Source organism: Leisingera sp. CC-HEC096, assembly GCF_059429235.1.
The window spans coordinates 386,234-403,910 of record NZ_JCAIJS010000001.1; the positions used below are offsets into that span (position 1 = coordinate 386,234).

General features: G+C 64.5%; 18 protein-coding genes. 11 read left to right on the forward strand and 7 right to left on the reverse strand.

The features are described 5' to 3' along the window. The first annotated feature begins 2 nt into the window (after positions 1–2). Positions 3–701: a TerB family tellurite resistance protein gene (locus tag AC5STI_RS01890; protein WP_475051042.1), complete on the forward strand. Its 699-nt coding sequence runs from the start codon at positions 3–5 to the stop codon at positions 699–701. Then, positions 682–1,677 (forward strand): endonuclease/exonuclease/phosphatase family protein, encoded by a 996-nt coding sequence (locus AC5STI_RS01895; protein WP_495445389.1) that lies wholly within the window; start codon positions 682–684, stop codon positions 1,675–1,677. Before AC5STI_RS01890 ends, AC5STI_RS01895 begins: the two co-directional genes overlap by 20 nt. Positions 1,678–1,731: 54 nt before the next feature. Here AC5STI_RS01895 and AC5STI_RS01900 read toward each other — a convergent pair whose 3' ends face one another. Beyond that, positions 1,732–2,781 (reverse strand): hypothetical protein, encoded by a 1,050-nt coding sequence (locus AC5STI_RS01900; RefSeq protein ID WP_495445390.1) that lies wholly within the window; start codon positions 2,779–2,781, stop codon positions 1,732–1,734. 185 nt (positions 2,782–2,966) lie between these two features. Between AC5STI_RS01900 and AC5STI_RS01905 the strand changes: the two genes are divergently transcribed. After that, the gene (locus AC5STI_RS01905; protein ID WP_141890694.1) at positions 2,967–3,347 is read left to right on the forward strand and encodes a hypothetical protein; all 381 of its coding nucleotides are present in this window, start codon (positions 2,967–2,969) and stop codon (positions 3,345–3,347) included. Positions 3,348–3,362: 15 nt separating this feature from the next. On the opposite strand, the gene AC5STI_RS01910 is transcribed toward AC5STI_RS01905, so the two are convergent. From AC5STI_RS01910 to AC5STI_RS01930, 5 genes are all read right to left on the reverse strand, one after another. Continuing rightward, the gene (locus tag AC5STI_RS01910) at positions 3,363–4,937 is read right to left on the reverse strand and encodes a Ppx/GppA family phosphatase (protein ID WP_495445391.1); all 1,575 of its coding nucleotides are present in this window, start codon (positions 4,935–4,937) and stop codon (positions 3,363–3,365) included. A 52-nt stretch (positions 4,938–4,989) separates the two neighbouring features. Continuing rightward, positions 4,990–5,697, reverse strand: coding sequence for an HdaA/DnaA family protein (locus AC5STI_RS01915; RefSeq protein ID WP_495445392.1), 708 nt, complete (start codon positions 5,695–5,697; stop codon positions 4,990–4,992). 5 nt (positions 5,698–5,702) lie between these two features. Beyond that, positions 5,703–6,776 carry an AI-2E family transporter gene (locus tag AC5STI_RS01920; RefSeq protein WP_490398635.1) on the reverse strand — a complete coding sequence of 358 codons (1,074 nt, stop codon included), beginning with the start codon at positions 6,774–6,776 and terminating at the stop codon, positions 5,703–5,705. A gap of 286 nt (positions 6,777–7,062) precedes the next feature. After that, complete coding sequence (locus AC5STI_RS01925) at positions 7,063–8,040, reverse strand: isopenicillin N synthase family dioxygenase (RefSeq protein ID WP_495445393.1); 978 nt, start codon at positions 8,038–8,040, stop codon at positions 7,063–7,065. Next, the gene (locus tag AC5STI_RS01930) at positions 8,037–9,401 is read right to left on the reverse strand and encodes an FAD-dependent oxidoreductase (RefSeq protein WP_495445394.1); all 1,365 of its coding nucleotides are present in this window, start codon (positions 9,399–9,401) and stop codon (positions 8,037–8,039) included. The genes AC5STI_RS01925 and AC5STI_RS01930 overlap by 4 nt, the downstream gene beginning before the upstream one ends. Positions 9,402–9,688: 287 nt before the next feature. On the opposite strand from AC5STI_RS01930, the gene AC5STI_RS01935 reads away from it, so the two are divergent. From AC5STI_RS01935 to AC5STI_RS01970, 8 genes are all read left to right on the forward strand, one after another. Further along, the gene (locus AC5STI_RS01935) at positions 9,689–11,290 is read left to right on the forward strand and encodes a BCCT family transporter (protein ID WP_495445395.1); all 1,602 of its coding nucleotides are present in this window, start codon (positions 9,689–9,691) and stop codon (positions 11,288–11,290) included. A 171-nt stretch (positions 11,291–11,461) separates the two neighbouring features. Next, positions 11,462–12,820 (forward strand): proline--tRNA ligase, encoded by a 1,359-nt coding sequence (proS, locus tag AC5STI_RS01940; protein WP_495445396.1) that lies wholly within the window; start codon positions 11,462–11,464, stop codon positions 12,818–12,820. A gap of 282 nt (positions 12,821–13,102) precedes the next feature. Continuing rightward, complete coding sequence (locus tag AC5STI_RS01945; protein ID WP_495445397.1) at positions 13,103–14,389, forward strand: lipoprotein-releasing ABC transporter permease subunit; 1,287 nt, start codon at positions 13,103–13,105, stop codon at positions 14,387–14,389. Continuing rightward, on the forward strand, positions 14,382–15,065 hold the full coding sequence (locus AC5STI_RS01950; protein ID WP_495445398.1) for an ABC transporter ATP-binding protein: 684 nt from the start codon (positions 14,382–14,384) through the stop codon (positions 15,063–15,065). The genes AC5STI_RS01945 and AC5STI_RS01950 overlap by 8 nt, the downstream gene beginning before the upstream one ends. Positions 15,066–15,079: 14 nt before the next feature. Next, positions 15,080–15,394: a hypothetical protein gene (locus tag AC5STI_RS01955; RefSeq protein WP_495445399.1), complete on the forward strand. Its 315-nt coding sequence runs from the start codon at positions 15,080–15,082 to the stop codon at positions 15,392–15,394. A 268-nt stretch (positions 15,395–15,662) separates the two neighbouring features. Then, positions 15,663–16,307, forward strand: a complete 645-nt coding sequence (locus tag AC5STI_RS01960; RefSeq protein ID WP_495445400.1) for a hypothetical protein — start codon at positions 15,663–15,665, stop codon at positions 16,305–16,307. A 139-nt stretch (positions 16,308–16,446) separates the two neighbouring features. Then, positions 16,447–16,764: a bactofilin family protein gene (locus AC5STI_RS01965; protein ID WP_475051063.1), complete on the forward strand. Its 318-nt coding sequence runs from the start codon at positions 16,447–16,449 to the stop codon at positions 16,762–16,764. A 79-nt stretch (positions 16,765–16,843) separates the two neighbouring features. Beyond that, a complete protein-coding gene (locus AC5STI_RS01970) occupies positions 16,844–17,185 on the forward strand; it encodes a zinc ribbon domain-containing protein YjdM (RefSeq protein WP_495445401.1) in 342 nt (113 codons plus the stop codon). Positions 17,186–17,226: 41 nt separating this feature from the next. On the opposite strand, the gene AC5STI_RS01975 is transcribed toward AC5STI_RS01970, so the two are convergent. Next, positions 17,227–17,643, reverse strand: coding sequence for a hypothetical protein (locus tag AC5STI_RS01975; RefSeq protein WP_495445402.1), 417 nt, complete (start codon positions 17,641–17,643; stop codon positions 17,227–17,229). Between the last annotated feature and the right edge of the window lie 34 nt (positions 17,644–17,677).

A 17,677-nucleotide genomic window follows, 5' to 3' on the forward strand; every position in this document is an offset into this window, starting at 1 on the left:
CCATGTCACTTTGGACCCGCATATCCGACGCGCTGGCCGCGCTTGCTGCAGGCGAAGGCCTGGCGGAGGTGTTCGACCGCCTGCGCGCGCCGCCCGAACGCACAGTGGCCTTTGCCATTGCCGTCATTGCGCTTGGCGCCAAGATGGCCAAGGCGGACGGGCAGGTCACGCGCGACGAGGTCACCGCCTTCCGCGAGGTGTTCCAGATCGCCCAGGATGATGAGACCGGCGCCGCGCGGGTCTTTAACATGGCCCGCACCGACGTGGCCGGCTATCAGGAATACGCCCGCCGCATCCAGAAGATGTTCGCAGACGATCCGACCACCCTTTGCGACCTGATGGAGGGGCTGTTTCACATCGCCATGGCGGACGGTTTCTATCACCCCGGCGAGAACGAATTCCTGGAAGAGGTGAGCCGCATCTTCGGCCAGAGCCCGCAGCAGTTCCAGGCGCTGCGGGCGCGGTTCGTGCCGGATGCGCCCAAGGACCCCTATACGGTGCTGGGCGTCAGCCCGGAGATGAGCAAGGAAGACATCCGCAAGCACTGGCGCAAGCTGGTGCGCGACACCCACCCGGATGCGATGATCGCCCGCGGGGTGCCGGAGGAAGCGGTGCGGCTGGCGGAAAAGCGGATGATCGACATCAACCGCGCCTGGGATGAGATCAGCGGGTGCGGCGGCAATGCGGCTGGCCACGTATAATATCGAGTGGTTCGCCTACCTGTTCGACAAGAACGACCGGCTGATGCTGGACGGCAAGCCGTCCGGTGTCCACGGGGTTGACCGCTACACCCAGGGCCGGGCGATTGCCCATGTGCTGCGCCGGCTGGACGCCGATGCCGTCATGGTGGTCGAGGCGCCCAACACGGGCCGCACCCAACGGACCACCCGCGCGCTAGAGGCCTTTGCCGCAGAGGCGGGCCTGCGCGCGCGCGAGGCGGTCAGCGGTTTTGCCAACGACACCCACCAGGAAATTGCGCTGCTCTATGACCCGGACATGCTGGACGCGGTGCATGACGCGCGCGCCAGCGAGGCTGCGCCGCTGTTCAACGGCGTGTTCGAGATCGACCTCGACGTGGACGACCAGCGGGACACGGTTGCGTTCTCCAAGCCGCCGCTGGAGCTGGCTGTCACCACCCGGGGCGGCACCGCGCTGCGGATGATCGGGGCGCATCTGAAGTCCAAGGCGCCGCATGGGGCCAACGGGCCGGAGGAGATCACCACTCTGTCCATCGCCAACCAGCGCAAACAGCTGGCGCAGGCGAACTGGCTGCACCGGCGGGTGGCGGAGCATGTGGCCGCGGGCGAGCATGTGGTCGTTCTGGGCGACCTGAACGACGGCCCCGGCGCCGACGACTACGAAAAGCACTTCGGCCAGTCCTCGATCGAGATCGTGCTGGGTGATCTGCTGAACGACCCCAACGCGCAATCCCTGCTGCAGCCGCGCGCCACCTCGCTGCCCAGCACCTCGCGGTTTTACAACCCCGACACCAAACGCTATTTCCCGGCGCTGCTGGACTATGTGATGATCTCACACAGCCTGATGAGGTTTAGCCCGCAGTGGCGGATCTGGCACCCGTTCGACGATGCGGAATGCTACGCCGACGAGGACCTGCGCGACGCGCTGCTCAAGGCTTCCGACCACTTCCCGGTGACGCTGGATATCGCGCTGGAGTGATGGCGGGGGTCCGGACGGGCCATAATCCCCGGCCATGCCGCCGCCAAGAAATGCTTATTCGGCGATGGTTGTCGTGACGATCACTTCAGCCGCCGCAACGTCTCCGATACGATCCCAGGCTTCTTCAGGAACATCCAAGTCTGCGGCCTTCTCCACAAAATCTGCATCTTCTGACGCAAAAAGCCGTTCCCTGTACTGGGTGAGGCTCTCTTCAGGCTGGTCGAGTCTTTCCCATAGCGACCAGATTTCTTTTTTAACGTCTGCCAGCAGGCCAGGCTCTTCGCCCGAAATATAGCTTTCGATCAGCGCTTCCAGTTCCGCCCAGGTCTCCAGATTATTCTGAGCCAGCGCATAATAGTCCATCAAGGCGCGGCGGCTGATAAAGGCGGACTGCACAGCGATGCTGCCTTCCGGGCGCAGATGGGCGATGACGGATGTTGTGCTGGTGCTCGCATCCACATCGCCAGTAACTTCCACCGGCAGCCCTCTGGGTGTCAGCTTGGCGCTGGCCTCAATCCCGGCTGCAATGTCGCTGTCGATTGCCTGCTGCGTGATCAGTTTGCCGGTGAAGACAGACGACACCAGCAGTCCGGGGCCCATCGGAATACTGGCAGGCGGAAAAAGCGCCTCGCAATCAGGACTGTCCCCTGTAGGGGACACCAATTCGATTGCACCGGCCATCGGGTAAGCCAGGGACGTTCTCACCAGTACCGACTGGACGCTTCTGCGAACATTCCTGTTGAACTGAGCCTCGGCGGAAGCGGGGATGCCGTAAACGCTTGCGCTTCCCCCAAGACCCAAGGCAACCGCCGATTTCCGCGACAGCGAAACGGATACGGATTCCGTTGTGGTGTCTTCTTCAATCTCAAGTCCCGGGTAGCATTTGGCGCTTTCAAACAGCCGCTGTTCATCCTGGATGCGGATGACTTCGCCAACTTCCACGTCGTACCGGAGGTGCAGAGGCATGGCCTTGAAATGCGAAAAAGCCGTACGCGCGAAGGACGCCCGAAGCTTTGTCAGTGCCTCGGCTAGTTCACTTGCGTGAACCGCAGCAGGGGAAACGGCGAGGACCAAAGTTAATAGGGAAACCCAAAGGGAGCGCATGAAGTGGTCTCCTTGTACAATTTAACATACCAAGCCAGAATACACTAATTTGTTGTGGCTTAATATCTATAAGGTTGTGCCAGCGGCAAAGTGCTCTGAGTGTTTACGGGCCGAAGACACACCCGGCCCGGCCCCATTTACCACCCCCTCTGTTCGCGCAGCGCGGGTGCCCCTATATTAGCCCCATGAAACAGATCCTTCTGCCCGCCGCCCTGATTGCCCTCATCTCCAGCCCGCTTGCCGCCCAGGAGGCGGAAGGGGAGGACAGCGGCCCCTCGCTGATGGAGCGCGGGGCGGAGCTGTTCTGGGAGGGCCTGCGCCAGGAGATGGCGCCGGCACTGGAAGACCTGCAGGGCATGATGGAGGAGATCGGCCCGGCGATGGGCGCGTTCCTGGCTGAGATGGGACCCGCGCTGGCGGAAATCGCCAAGGAGGTGGAGGATTGGAGCGTCTATGAGATGCCCGAGATCCTGCCCAACGGCGATATCATCATCCGCAAAAAGCCCAAGGACAACGCGCCCGCCGACAAGGAAACCGCCGAAGAGGAAGGCGTGACCGAGATCTGACGCCCTCCGTCTGGGTTATTCCGCCTCTGGCGGCGGGGCGGGCTTGCTGAATTTCAGGTCAATCTCCGCCTCCAGCGCCTTGCCCAGCGATTGCAGCCGGGCCTCGGCGACCTCTCCGTAAAGCGGCCGCGCCGCATCCGGCAGCTCCACATGCAGCACCCGCTTGCGCGGCTGCCAGCGCAAGGAGCCGATGTTGCCGTTGCCGGTGACCATCAGCATGGCCCCGAAGCGCATCGCCTTGCCCAGAACCTCGGCCTCGTGCTGCCCCTTCTCGTCCAGCAGATAATAGAGGTATTCGAAACTGCTGCCGCGCCGCTTGTTGCTGTAGCGGTGCAGCAGCGCCAGCCCCAGGAACACCCGCTCCGAATGCTTGAGCCCGCCCAGATTGGCGCGGGTCGCATTGTCGAAACACACCTCGGCGCGGTAATCGGGATGTGCGCGCCAGCTGACGTCATGCAGCAGGCAGGCCGCCTTGACCAGCCGCCGCTTGCTGTGGCGCGCATTGGCGAACAGGGGGCTCACGAAATCATAAAGCGTCTTGCCAAAGCCGGGGACGCGGGCGTCCTTCATCTCAGCAAAGCGCGACGCCTCGACCAGCGGATCGCGGGCGCGCAGCCGCTGCGGCATCTGTTCGTACAAGAGCCCCTCGCGGATGCCATAGCTGGACACCGCGATGTCCTTGGGCTTGAAGGTCTTGGTCAGCCGGGTCAGCACGTCGATGGCATAAGGCACCAGCGACATCCGGCTGGAGGAAACCCCGCAGGCGTCGCGCAGCTTGTCCAGGTCACGGGTTTCGATATAGCGCGCGGTCTCGCGCACGTCCTTGGCCGACATCCGGTATTCATGCAGCACCTTCAGCGGATAGCCGCGCCGGTGCATGTCGATACGGGCAATGGCGCGCCAGCTGCCGCCGACCAGGAACAGCCGGTCGCGCTGGGTGCCCATCTCTTCCTTCAGCTGCTCGATGACAGTCTTGATGTATTCCTTGCGGCCCTTGCGCCCGCCCTTGACGTCGCGCAGCTTGAGCGGCCCCAGCGGCGAGGTCACCCGGCGGCCCACGGTGTTTTCCTGGATCTCCGCCAGCTCCATCGAAGAGCCGCCGATATCGCAGACCAGCCCATAGGCGCCGGGCCAGCCCAAGAGCACGCCCTGTGCCGACAGCCGCGCCTCTTCGCGCCCGTCAATGACGTGGATCTTGAGGCCGGTCTGGCGCAGCACTTCCTCGCAGAATTCCGGCCCGTCCTCGGCATCGCGCACCGCCGCGGTCGCCACAGCGGACAAGGGCGGCAGACCCATGCCCTTGGCCAGGTACTGGAACCGGTGCAGCGCCGACAGGGCGCGGGCGCGGCCCTCGGGGTTCAGGCGGCCCGATTCCGACAGGCCCGCGCCAAGCGCGCACATGATCTTTTCGTTGTAGAAATAGGCCGGGCTGCGGGCGGCGCCGTCGAACACCACCAGGCGGACCGAGTTGGAGCCGACATCGACAACCCCAACCCGGGACAGCGCCCGGGCACCGGGATCGTGAAAGATCGGACGCCCGAAGGGGCCCCAATCGGTACTGGCGTCGGCGGGGTCCTGGGTGACGTTCATGAGGGCTCCGTCTTGCAATCCGCGGTCAGGATGGTGCATGGGCGGGCAGGGGTCAACCGCTTGCGGATGCGTCATTTTCCGTTGCCTCTTCGCGGATCTCCGACAGCGCCCGCACCGCCAGGGGGCGGGACAGGCTGCGTTTTTCGGCCAGCGACAGGTGGTCCAGCCGCCGCACGATCTGCGCCGCCGCGGCGAATGAGCGGTTCATATGCGCCACCAGATAGGGAATCACATCCGGTTTGGGGGTGATCTGGCGGTCGTTGAACAGCTTGGCCAGAACCACCGCCAGCAGCTGGTCGTCCGGCGGCTGAAGCTCAGCATGGGTGGCGGCCTGCACCCGGCTTTGCAGGTCGGGCAGGGTCAGCCCCCACAGGTTCGGCGCGCCCTGGCCGGTCATCACCAGCGAATGCCCCTGCGCCAGCACCAGGTTGTGCAGGTGGAACAGGGCGTTCTGCCGGGCCGTATCGCCGGCGATCTGCGGCACGTCCTCCACCGCGATGGGGCCGTGCGCCAGTTCCGGCACTGCCTCGGCTGTCAGCTTGGCCGCGGGGATGATGCGCGCCCCGGTCTGGCTGGCCCAGACATGCGCCAGATGGGTCTTGCCCGACCCCTTGGGCCCGGTCAGCACCAGCTTGCCGCTGGGCCAGGCAAAGCCGGGATCGAGCAGCGCCACCGCCATCGCGTTGGAGGGGGCCACAAAGAAATCATCCCGCCCCAGCGCCGGTTTCGCCGGGAGATCAAAGCTCAGCTGCTGTGCCATCTGGTTTATTCCGATCCCGCGTCCCGGTGGCCTTGGCCCTGGTACAGACGGCTGTCCAGGTACCGCTCTGTCACAAAGCGGGCGACCACCCCCAGCGCGGCGGCGACGGGCACCGCGACCAGCATCCCGACAAAGCCGAACAGGGCGCCGAAGACCGACAGCGCCAGCAAGAGCCAGACCGGGTGCAGCCCGACCGAGTCGCCCACCAGCTTGGGGGTCAGGAAGTTGCCTTCGACCACCTGGCCGATGGCAAAGATCAGCGCCACCAGCCCGATCGAGACCCAGTCGCCCCAGAACTGGAACAGCGCGAGCCCGATCGCCAGCGCGCCGCCGATCAGCGCGCCAAGATAGGGGATGAAGGTGATCAGCCCGGCGATGAAGCCGACGGCGAGGCCGAAGTTCAGCCCCACCAGCATCAGCGCGACGGCATAGTAGGTGCCAAGGATCAGGCAGACGGTGCCCATGCCGCGGATAAAGGACGCCAGCGCCGCGTCGATTTCACTGGCCAGACGGCGGATCACCGGCTGGTGGTCGCGCGGCAAGAGCTCGTCGATGCGGGCAACCATCCGGTCCCAGTCGAGCAGCAGATAGACCGCCACCACCGGCACGATGACCAGCAGGATCACGATGTTAAAGAAGGAAGCCGCGCCGCCCAGCACTGACTGCACCACTTCCATAGCCCGCGACTGCAGCGTCTGCACAAAGGAGGTCACCGCCTGGTGAATGCGGCTGTTTTCCTCGAACAGGGAGGGAAAATGCTCGGCGGCAAAGGCGCGGGCATCGCGCAGCAGCTGCGGCAGCACCTGCGCCAGGTCGATCATCTGCGAAATCAGCGTCGGCAGCACCAGCACCAGCAGCAAGAGGAAAATCAGCAGCGCGCCCACGGTGATGGTGGCGGTGGCGCCTGTGCGGCTCATGCCCCAGGCCTCCAGCCGGTCGGCAAGCGGGTCGATCAGATAAGCGATGGCGGCGCCCAGCACGAAGGGCATCAGCACGTTGCCAAGCGCCCACATGACGACCGCAAAGGCAATGGCGGCGATGCCCCAGTATCTGAACTGCTGTTTTGCTGAAAGCGCCATTGTCCGCGTGCCGTCCTTGGTCCGTTGCATCAGGATCTTGCCGCCAGTCTTTCCTGAAGGGGCAGGGGCTTGCAAGGGGCGCGGGCGATTCCCCTGTGGGCAAGGCGGGGATAAGGCGGAAAAGGCCGGGGGCAAGTTAAGGAAATGTTCTCCTTCTGGAGCGGGGCGCCGCCTGGGCCGAGGATCTGCCTGTTGATCCGGTACGATCAGCAGCAAAGCACATAGGGCAGCGCCCTCCCCGTGGGGGAGGGTCGGGCGCTGCCCGGCCTGCCGGCCGGGCGGGCGGTTAGCTGTGAAGGGTGCCCAGCTCCGGGGTGTCTTCGCCTGCGTCCTCATCCGGCCAGTTGGTGCGCCAGATCTCTGCCGACCAGTGGCCGCAATGCACCGCAGGGCGGTCAAAGCCCTGAACCGGCGGCAGCAGCGGCGCGACCACCACGTCATGGCGCGGCACCGCGAAATAGGGGAAGGAGTAGCGCTCCCGCCCTGTTTTGTTCAGCACCCGGTGCGGGGTGGAGACCAGCCGCCCGCCGGACCACAGCTCCAGCATATCGCCGATATTGACTACAAAGCCGCCGGGCGGGCAGTCCGGTGTGATCCAGCCGCCGTCGCGGGTCTGCACTTCCAGCCCGCCGACCGGGTCCGGTGCGATGATGGTCAGCGCGTCGGTGTCCTTGTGCGGGTGGATGCCAAAGCCGTCCTCCTCCGGCGCCTGCGGCAGGTAGTGCAGCAGCGACATGTTGGTGAGGGGATTATTGAAAGGCTCCTGAAACGCCGCCGGGTCCAGCCCCAGCCCCTCTGCCAGGGCGCCCAGCAGCAGGTGGAACACGCCGTCCAGCTCCGCCCAGTAGCCGAGGATCACATCGCGCGCCTCCGGCACTTCAGCGGGCCAGCGGTTGGGGCCGTAAAGCGGGCAGGCGGCGCGGATGGGATCATCCGCCGCCACCTCATGATGCAGCTTGTAGCCCTCGTACTTGTCCGCCGTGCCCGAGCCGTCGTTCGGCGTGAAGAACCCCATCGGGATATAGCCGCGGTAATTCTCCCGCGTAATTGCCTGATCCCACTTGGACTTTTCATCCACGGCAAAGATCGCCCGGACCGACTCCCGCACCGCCTCCACCGTTTCCTGCGCCAGGCCGGTGCCGGTGATCGACAGGAAGCCGATATCCTCAGCCGCCGCCAGAATGGCTGCGACGGTTTGCTGCCGCTGCGGATGGCCGGCCTCCCGCAGCGGTGTGATGTCGATGGTCGGGATGGCCTGCGTCAATGGATCCGCACCCCCTGGCGTTTCAGCTCCGCCTGCACCTCGGTGATGTTCACCGCGTCGAACTCGCAGCCTGATTTTACTGACAGCGCCGCGGCGATGCCTGCGCCTTGTCCCGCAACAGCGCAGCAGGCCATGTTGCGGGTGGCGGCATGGGCGATCTTGTCACCGCCGATGGCGCGGCCGGTGACCAGCAGGCCCTGAACGCCCTTGGGCAGCATCGACCGGTAGGGGATTTGCATATAGCGCCCGGTGGTCGGCAGGATAAGCACGCCGTAGCCGTCGATGAACTCCGGATAGATGCCGATGGTGTCCTCGAACCGGCCCTGGTTGCGGGTCTCATCCTCGGTGATGTTGTGATGCGCGTCGATCTTGCGGGTGTCGCGGATGCCGATGGTCATGCCGAAGTTGCGCAGCCGCGCGCCCTCGCAGCCCGGGGTGTAGGCGCGCAGCGCATCAATGGCATGCATCGCCTGCTTGCGCCCCTCGATCTCGCCCTTGGTCATGCTGTCGGGGTCGGTGCCGTCGATGCCCGCCAGATGCACCAGGTTCATATAGGTCATCTCACCTGAGTCATGCACCGCGCCCCAGGTGCCGCCGATGGTGTTTAGATGCGCCGGGATCACCCCGTCGCGGATGGCTTGGGAGAACGGCTTGGCCAGGAAGGGGGAGAACATCTCATCCTCCTTGCCGGAGGTCTCCACCTGCCATTCGCCGGTCGACCAGTTGGCATAGGTCTGCGGATCGGCCTTCACGCCCTCCATGAACTTCTGCTTGTCGACACCCGCGATGTGGAACATCACGCTGGCTGCCTGCATCTGCTCAACCGGGGTTTTCACGCAAGGCGCACCCATCATATGCGCGATGTCGGCGTCACCGGTGGCGTCGATCACCCGCTTCGCCAGCACCGCCTCGCGGCCCGCCTTGCTCTCGACGATGACGCCGGTGATCCGGCTGCCCTCGCGGATCGGGGCCACGAACACCCGGTGCAGCATCGGGTGGATGCCGGCCTCTTCGACCAGCTTGTCGGCGACCAGCTTGAAGCCCTCGCTGTCCAGCTCATAGCTGAGCGACTGGCTCTCCGGCACCGCCGCGCCCATCGCCTTGGCGCGCTCCTCGAACTCCCAGCCGATGCCGCCGGCCTCCACTGTCTCCTCGTGCCGGTACCAGGCAAAGCCCTCGACACCCACGGTGGTGATATTGCCGCCAAAGCAGCCGAACCGGTCCAGCAGGGTGACCTCCACCCCCGCCCGCGCCGCTGCCAGCGCCGCCGCCAGCCCGCCGGGGCCGGAGCCCACGACCAGCACGTCTGTTTCATGGATGACCGGGATCTCCCGCGCCGGCTCATGGATGGTTTTGGTCACGTCTCTCTCCCCACGGACTCAGTGCGCCCCGGTCTGTCCGGGGCGTTTCCGCTAACACTTTCGAATCTTGAATGACGATTCAAGTTCTTTTGCGCCCCGATGCCGCAAAAACGACAGGAGTCTGCAAATGCCGCAAATAGCAGGGTCTTTGCCGGGTTCCGGCAAGTTGCAGCGCTGGAAACTTCCGCAGCCAGCCCCCGCAAAACAGCTGGAAGACACGCAAATTAGGAGATTTTCGCGTTTGATGCGACACTTGGCGGGCTTTTAGCGAGTTTTAGGGAGGAAACATGCCAGAGACAAAGAAAATGCTCGATCCCGACCCGAGGGTCTGGGACTTCGAGACTGAGTATGAGCTGGGACAGGACAACATCCGGCCGCTTGGCTTGGATATCCACAATCCTGTCTTCCTGATTTCCAGTATCCTGATTGCCGCTTTCGTGCTGATCGCGCTTGCCAACCAGGAGGCGGCAGCGGCCTTCTTCGGCTGGCTGCGGCCGTGGCTGACAAGCACCTTCGACTGGTTCCTGGTCTTGTCGGTGGATGCCATAACCCTGTTCTGCCTGGCCCTGATCGTCCTGCCGGTCGGCTCTGTCCGGATCGGCGGCAAGGATGCCAAGCCGGACTATTCCTATGCCGGGTGGATTGCGATGATGTTCGCGGCCGGCATCGGCATCGGCCTGCTGTTCTTCGGCGTGCTTGAGCCTGTCTACTACAACTTCTCCGAAGGCGGAGCCGCACGGCCCTTGGGGATCGACATCAATGAGCCGGGAAATGAATACATCGGCATTGTCGGCACCATTCACCACTGGGGGCTGGAGGGCTGGGCGGTCTACGCCGCGGTTGGCCTGTCGCTGGCGATCTTCTGCTACAACCTCGACCTGCCGCTGACCCTGCGCTCGGCGTTTTATCCGCTGCTGGGCGAACGGGTCTGGGGCTGGTGGGGCCACGCCATCGACACGCTGGCAGTGTTTGCCACACTGTTCGGCCTGACCACCTCGCTGGGCCTTGGCGCGCAGCAGGTCGCGGCCGGCCTTTATGAGGTGTTCGGGATCGAGCCGACTCCGACGGTTGTCGTGCTGCTGATCATCGGCATCACTGCGATTGCGCTGGGCTCGGTTCTGCTGGGCATGGACGCGGGCGTGAAACGGCTGTCGGAAATCAACATGGTGATGGCGGTCGGTCTGTTCATCTTTGTGATCCTTGTGACCGGCATCGGCACCGCAATTGCGCGCTATTTCAGCGTGATGGTGGACTATGTTCAGTTGCTGCCGGCGCTTTCAAACCCGTTCGGGCGCGAGGACACCAGCTACTTCCACGGCTGGACCACCTTCTACTGGGCCTGGTGGATCGCCTGGTCGCCCTTTGTCGGCATGTTCATCGCCCGCATCTCCAAGGGCCGCACGGTGCGCGAATTCGTGCTGTGCGCGCTGATCGCGCCTACAGCGGTCTGCGCGCTGTGGATGTCGACCTTTGGCGGCGGTGCCATCGACATGCTGAACGCCGGCGGCGCCGAGGGCGTTAAGGCCACGGTGATCGACAGCTACAAGCCCGAGGGCGCGCTGTTCGGCTTCCTGAAGGAGCTGCCTTTGTACTCGATCGTCGCCCCCATCTCGCTGGTGCTGATCGTGATCTTCTTCGTGACGTCATCGGACTCCGGCTCGCTGGTGATCGACACCATCACCGCAGGCGGCAAGATGGACGCCCCGGTGATCCAGCGGGTGTTCTGGTGCACGCTGGAGGGTCTGGTGGCCATCGCGCTCCTGCTCGGCGGCGGGCTGTCGGCGCTGCAGGGCGCGGCGGTCTCCACCGGTATCCCGTTCACGCTGGTGGTGCTGACGATGTGCTACTGCCTGTGGCTGGCGCTGCGGGCCGAGCGGGCGAAGATGTAAGTCGCCGCAGAAGACCGTTTGAAATTGCCGCGGGCGTTCCGGCGCCCGCGGTTTTCATTTTCGGGAGCTGGCGCGCAGCGGCAGCGGCAAGCCCACCTCCCCACTTGCCCGCATCCCCATCACCCACTAAACCGGGCGGGAACTCGAACCCACATCACCGATGGAGCCAAGATGCGCCTGTCCCGCTATTTTCTGCCGGTTCTGAAAGAGAACCCCTCGGAAGCCCAGATCGTCAGCCACCGGCTGATGCTGCGCGCCGGGATGATCAAGCAATCCTCCGCCGGGATCTATTCCTGGCTGCCGCTCGGCTTCAAGGTGCTGAAGAAGATCGAAAGCATCGTCCATGACGAGCAGATCCGCGCGGGCCACATCCCGATGCTGATGGCCACCATGCAGCCCGCCGACCTGTGGCGCGAGTCGGGCCGCTATGACGACTACGGCCAGGAAATGCTGCGCATCAAGGACCGCCACGACCGCGACATGCTGTTCGGCCCCACCAACGAGGAGATGATCACCGACATCTTCCGCGCCCATGTCAGCTCCTACAAAGACCTGCCGCTGACCATGTATCAGGTGCAGTGGAAGTTCCGCGACGAGATCCGCCCGCGCTTTGGCGTGATGCGGGGGCGTGAGTTCTACATGAAGGACGGCTACAACTTCGATCTTTCCAAGGAAGACGCGCTGCACGCCTACAACCGCCACCTGGTCAGCTACCTGCGCACCTACGAACGCATGGGCCTGCAGGCGATCCCGATGCGCGCCGACGGCGGCCCGATCGGCGGCGACTACACCCATGAATTCCTGGTGCTGGCCGAAACCGGCGAGTCCGAGGTGTTCTATGACTCTGCCGTGACCGATCTGACCTTCGGCGACCGCGATATCGACTATGACAGCGTCGATCAGTGCCAGGGTGTGCTGGAGGAATTCACCTCCAAATACGCCCGCACCGATGAGACCCACGACGAGGTGGTGTTCCAGGAGCAAGTTCCCGAAGAGCGCCGCCGTTTTGCCCGCGGCATCGAAGTCGGTCAGATCTTCTACTTCGGCACCAAGTATTCCGAAGCGCTGGGCGCCACGGTGCAGACCGCGGATGGCCAGAACGTGCCGGTGCACATGGGCTCGCACGGCATTGGCGTGTCGCGTCTCCTGGGCGCGATCATCGAGGCCAGCCATGACGACAAGGGCATCATCTGGCCCGAGGGCGTGACCCCGTTCCACTGCGGTATCGTCAACCTCAAGCAGGGCGACGACGAAGCCGATGCAGCCTGCAACCAGCTGTACGCGGCGCTGACCGCGGCCGGGCTGGACCCGCTGTACGATGACCGGAACGAGCGTGCGGGCGGCAAGTTTGCCACCATGGACCTGATCGGTCTGCCCTGGCGGATCACCGTCGGCCCGCGCGGCCTGAAGAACGGCGTGGTGGAGCTGACCTCGCGCCGCACCGGCGAGAGCGAGGAGCTGAGCCCGGAAGAGGCGGTGAAGAAGGTGGTTGCCATCTACGAGAAACACCGCACCGGCCGCGGGTTCTGAGCAGCGCGGGGAACCGGCTGAACGGTTTTGGAAAGGGGAGCGGCAACGCTCCTTTTTTTTGCGGCTTGCGGCTTGCGGCTTGCGGCTTGCGGCGCGGCCCGCGGCTGGCGCCCAAGAGTTTTCTGAAAACTCTTGGCAACTCTTTTCCGGAAAAGAGTTGTGCCGCTGGCGGCCGGCGCGCGGCCCGCAGCAGGCGGATTACCGGCGGATATGCAACCGCACCTTGACCCCGCGCGTTATGCAGCACAGGTTGCAGGCAAATTTCCCGGGCAGGACCCCTCTATGGCCACGACACCACCGCCGTTTTCCCGTTTCGAATGGATCATCGCCTGGCGCTACCTTCGCGCCCGCAAGGCCGAGGGCGGGGTCAGCGTGATGACCTGGATCAGCCTGATCGGCATCACCCTGGCGGTGTTTGCGCTGATTGCCACGCTGGCGGTGCGCTCCGGCTTCCGGTCGGAATTTGTCGGCACCATCCTGGGCGCCAATGCCCATGTCACTGTCTATTCCTATGGCGAGGTGAACGAGGCGGGTGTGCTGGACCGCTCGCTGAAGGACTACGAGGCGCTGGCAGAGACCGTGGCCGCCGTGCCGGGCGTCACCCGCGCAGCGCCGCTGGTCAAGGGGCAGGTGATGGCGAACCTGCGCCAGCGTAATGCGGGGGTCGAGGTCTATGGCATCTCCGCCGCGGATATTCAGGGCATTCCGGGTGTCGCCCAAAGCGAAGAGGCCATAGGGGATCTGTCGCGCTTTGAAGAGGGGATCGCCATTGGCTCCGGCGTGGCGCGGGAGCTTGGGGTCTCGGTCGGGGACAAGATCAAGCTGATCTCCCCCAATGGCGTCAAAACCGCCTTTGGCACCAGCCCGCGGGTCAACGCCTATGAGGTGGTCTATGTGTTCACTGCGGGCCGCTGGGACATTGACCGCACCCGGGTCTACCTGCCGTTTGCCGAGGCGCAGGGGTTCTTCAACCGCGAGGGCGTGGCGGATGAGATCGAGGTGATGGTCGAGGACCCGGAAAATGTCGATGCGCTGGCGCTGGATATCCAGCAGGCGGCGGGCGGCACCGCGGGGGTCTGGACCTGGCGCGATGCCTCCGGCGGCTTCCTGCGGGCGCTGGAGGTCGAGGACAACGTGATGTTCATTATCCTGTCGATCCTGGTGCTGATCGCGGCGATGAACATCGTCTCCGGCCTGATCATGCTGGTCAAGAACAAGGGCCGCGACATCGGTATCCTGCGCACCATCGGCCTCAGCGAAGGCTCGGTGATGCGGGTGTTCTTCATCTGCGGTGCCTTCACCGGCGTCATCGGCACCATCTGCGGCGTGGTGCTGGGCTGCCTGTTTGCGCTTTATATCGATCCGATCTTCTCCTTTGTGAACTACATCATGGGCGGCGGCGTCTGGGACCCTTCGATCCGCGGCATCTATGCGCTGCCTGCGGAGCTGCGGCTGGCGGATGTGGTCTCGGCCACCGCGCTGTCGCTGGGGCTGTCGTTCTTCGTGACCATTTTCCCGGCCCGCCGCGCGGCGCGGCTCAACCCGGTGGAGGCACTGCGCTATGAGTGAGATCACGCTGGAGCTGAAGGGGATCACCAAATCCTATCTGACCGGAACGCCGGGCCAGGTCGATGTGCTGCGCGGCGCCGATCTGGCCATGCAGGCCGGTGAGGTCGTGGCGCTGGTCGCGCCCTCCGGCGCGGGCAAGTCGACGCTCTTGCATATCGCGGGGCTCTTGGACACGCCGGACGCGGGCGAGGTTCGGGTGGCTGGTGAAGACGTGACCCGCAAGGGAGACCGCCGCCGCACGCGCGTGCGCCGTCAGGAGGTGGGCTTTGTCTACCAGTTCCACCACCTGCTGCCGGAGTTTTCGGCGCTGGAAAACATCGTGCTGCCGCAGCTGGCTAATGGTGCCTCGCAGAAATCCGCCGTGGCGCGGGCGGCGGAGCTGCTGGGCACCGTCGGCCTTGCAGGCCGCGCCGATCACCGCCCGGCGGCGCTGTCGGGCGGCGAGCAGCAGCGGGTGGCTTTCTGCCGGGCGCTGGCCAACGCGCCGCGGGTGCTGCTGGCGGATGAGCCGACCGGCAATCTTGATCCCGGCACATCGGACCAGGTGTTTGCGGCGCTGATGGAGCTGGTGCGCGGCACCGGCCTGTCGGCGCTGATTGCCACCCACAACCTGGAACTGGCAGCGCGGATGGACCGGCAGGTGAAGCTGGAGAACGGGCTGCTGGTGCCGGTTTAGGCGGGGCTATTGCCGTGAAAGGGGGTGTTTTGGCTCGGATAGAAATTGAGGTGGAGCAGGCAGCCCTAGATTTTCTAAATGGTCTCCCCGCGGACCGTTTCTCAAAAGGCGGGTATTCGAAGCCTGGCCTACTTGGGAGATTTTATGCCAAACCGTTCAAGGGCCGCGCCAAAGCAAAGGGTGAGTTCAGCCCTGAGGAACTGGATTTCCTACTGGATGCACTCAGCGATGAGCTCGTTGCGGAGGGCATTGGCAGCGATGGCGAACTCAATGGGTTAGGGTTCGTTATCGAAGGGATCATCGACCAATTATTGCATTGCAAGAATTGAACCAAGATATCTGATTTACTTCAGCCCGGAACAAGGCGCGCAGCGCCGCCGGGCGAGCGCCTGCCCGCCCCACCGGGCTGGCGCTTTTGCGGGGGCAGTGATCTTCTGACAACTCGTACGGATTTGGCAGGGATAAACTGCCTTGCATCAGCGTCACGGCGCCACCCCGCGGGCAGGCGCTCGCCCGGCTGTTCTCCGCCATTTGACCTGATCAACGGCACTGGTCCACTCTGGTGCATGGTACGTTCTCCAGTGACGGTGGTTTCAGATGCAGAAGACGGTCTCGGTCCTGAAGGATCTGGTGGTGCTGTTGCGCGATGCTTCGGTGATTGCGCTGTTTGCGGTGTTCCTGCTGTTTCCGCAGAAACTGAACGGCATTCTGGTCAGCGCCGGGTTTGAGGAGGGCAGCTTTGCCGGCTTCAAATGGAAATCCAAGCTGGTCGAATATGACGCCACCGTCTCGGAGCTGCAGACGGCGCTGGCGGAGGCGCAGAAGGTGAACGCCCGGCTGACCGAGGCGCTGCAGGCCGCCGGGGGCGGAACCGGGGATCTGGAGCGCGAGGCCGAGCTGGTGCAGCAGGACGCCGCCGTTGCGCTGGAGGCGGCCAGCAAGACGGTGGCCGGAAACCAGCAGCTGGTCGAGCAGGCCCGCGCGCAGCTGCAGGAGGAGGCGATCCGCTATTGCTACCAGGAGGACAGCGGCAGGAAGGGGGCGCAGAACTTTCTGGTAGCCTGCCACACCACGCCGGAGCGCTGTGAGCGGGCCAAGGAGAACCCGGCCACGCGGTCCTCTGCCTGCGTGGCGCTGGACATGAACACGGCGCCTTGGCAGCCCAGTCCGGGCGGGTTCTGGGGGGCGCTGTTCCAGTACAGCGCCGCGCCGCTGCCCGCGCCGTTTCCCCAGGTGGAGTAGCCCGGCAGAAGGGCGGGGCGGCGGAACCTTGCCTGCCGGGGCCAGGCGGCTTTGGCGGCCGGGCGGTGGTTTGCTATCAGCTGTTAAATTCCGGCCGGGCGGGCTAGGCTGTCCGGGGATGCGCAGAAAGGGCTGAGACGTGGTGAATTCGGTAATCGAGAAAGATGTGACGGTCGAAGGCAATGTCACCTCCAGCAAAGGCAGCGTCGAGGTCCGCGGCCGGGTGGTCGGCGATGTCTCGGCGCAGGCGGTGACAGTGCTGGAAGGCGGCACCGTCGATGGCGCGCTGAGTGCGAAGTCGGTCACCGTGGAAGGCGCCTACAGCGGCAAGATCGAGTGCGATGACCTGCGGCTGGCAGCCAGCTCGAGGGTGCGGGCCGACGTCTCGGCGCAAAGCATGTCGACCGAAAGCGGTGCCCAGGTTGAAGGCAACATCAAGGTCAGCGGCAAGAGCTGAGGCCGCTGGTGCAGCGGCCCGGTGCAGGGCAGGCAATTCCTGCTGGCCTCCCTGCGCCTTGCCGGCTACGAGCGGAGGCATGACTGACACATTGCCGCCGTGCCCCGAATGCGCCTCTGCCTATACATATCAGGTGGACGCCCTGCTGATCTGCCCTGAGTGCGCCCATGAATGGGCGGCGGGGGAGGCTGCGGACACTGCCGCGGAAGTCCGTGACAGTGTCGGCAATCTGCTGAGCGACGGGGACACTGTGACGGTGATCAAGGACCTGAAGCTTAAGGGGACGTCCTCCGTCCTCAAGGTCGGAACCAAGGTGCGCGGCATCCGTCTGGTGGATGGCGATCACGACATCGACTGCAAGGTGCCGGGGGTGGGGCCGATCGGGCTGAAATCCCAGTTTGTGAAGAAGGTGGCGGGCTGAAGTCTTTGCGCTGTCAGGCCGGAAACCGCGAGGCCGGTGCGTCACTGCTGCGGCACGGCGGCTTCGGCATTTCCGCCTGCCAGCGAAATTGACAGCTTCGATCCCGTCACCACAATCGCTGTGAACATCGCCAGGGCAAAGACCGCGAATGCGGGGATGCGCCAAAGCAGGGACCGTTTTGTTACGGCGGTACCGGAATTCTGCCGCTTGGCGGCAACGGCGCCGTGAAGCCAGATTCCTGCCAGCATACCGCCGAGCATGGGTAAAGAAGCCAGTATCACGATGAGTCCGTCGGGCAATCCCGGAGGTTTGCCAGCGGGGATGATCGCCGGGAGCAGCAGATTTGCAGCCAGAGTGCCAGCCAGCCCGCCTGTGAGTGTGTAGACGAACAGAAGGGGGAGCTGGCGCAGGCGTGTGTTTTTGTTCATGTGAAATTGCCTGAAATAATAAGGTTTCAAATCTGCTTCTTAACGCTTCCGTACTCAATGGGCC

Excerpts from the sequence above, each read along its gene's own strand:
- AC5STI_RS01890 (WP_475051042.1), top strand. The coding sequence starts at position 3 with ATGTCACTTTGGACCCGCATATCCGACGCGCTGGCCGCGCTTGCTGCA.
- AC5STI_RS01895 (WP_495445389.1), top strand. The coding sequence starts at position 682 with ATGCGGCTGGCCACGTATAATATCGAGTGGTTCGCCTACCTGTTCGAC.
- AC5STI_RS01900 (WP_495445390.1), bottom strand. The coding sequence starts at position 2,781 with ATGCGCTCCCTTTGGGTTTCCCTATTAACTTTGGTCCTCGCCGTTTCC.
- AC5STI_RS01905 (WP_141890694.1), top strand. The coding sequence starts at position 2,967 with ATGAAACAGATCCTTCTGCCCGCCGCCCTGATTGCCCTCATCTCCAGC.
- AC5STI_RS01910 (WP_495445391.1), bottom strand. The coding sequence starts at position 4,937 with ATGAACGTCACCCAGGACCCCGCCGACGCCAGTACCGATTGGGGCCCC.
- AC5STI_RS01915 (WP_495445392.1), bottom strand. The coding sequence starts at position 5,697 with ATGGCACAGCAGCTGAGCTTTGATCTCCCGGCGAAACCGGCGCTGGGG.
- AC5STI_RS01920 (WP_490398635.1), bottom strand. The coding sequence starts at position 6,776 with ATGGCGCTTTCAGCAAAACAGCAGTTCAGATACTGGGGCATCGCCGCC.
- AC5STI_RS01935 (WP_495445395.1), top strand. The coding sequence starts at position 9,689 with ATGCCAGAGACAAAGAAAATGCTCGATCCCGACCCGAGGGTCTGGGAC.
- proS (WP_495445396.1), top strand. The coding sequence starts at position 11,462 with ATGCGCCTGTCCCGCTATTTTCTGCCGGTTCTGAAAGAGAACCCCTCG.
- AC5STI_RS01945 (WP_495445397.1), top strand. The coding sequence starts at position 13,103 with ATGGCCACGACACCACCGCCGTTTTCCCGTTTCGAATGGATCATCGCC.
- AC5STI_RS01950 (WP_495445398.1), top strand. The coding sequence starts at position 14,382 with ATGAGTGAGATCACGCTGGAGCTGAAGGGGATCACCAAATCCTATCTG.
- AC5STI_RS01960 (WP_495445400.1), top strand. The coding sequence starts at position 15,663 with ATGCAGAAGACGGTCTCGGTCCTGAAGGATCTGGTGGTGCTGTTGCGC.
- AC5STI_RS01970 (WP_495445401.1), top strand. The coding sequence starts at position 16,844 with ATGACTGACACATTGCCGCCGTGCCCCGAATGCGCCTCTGCCTATACA.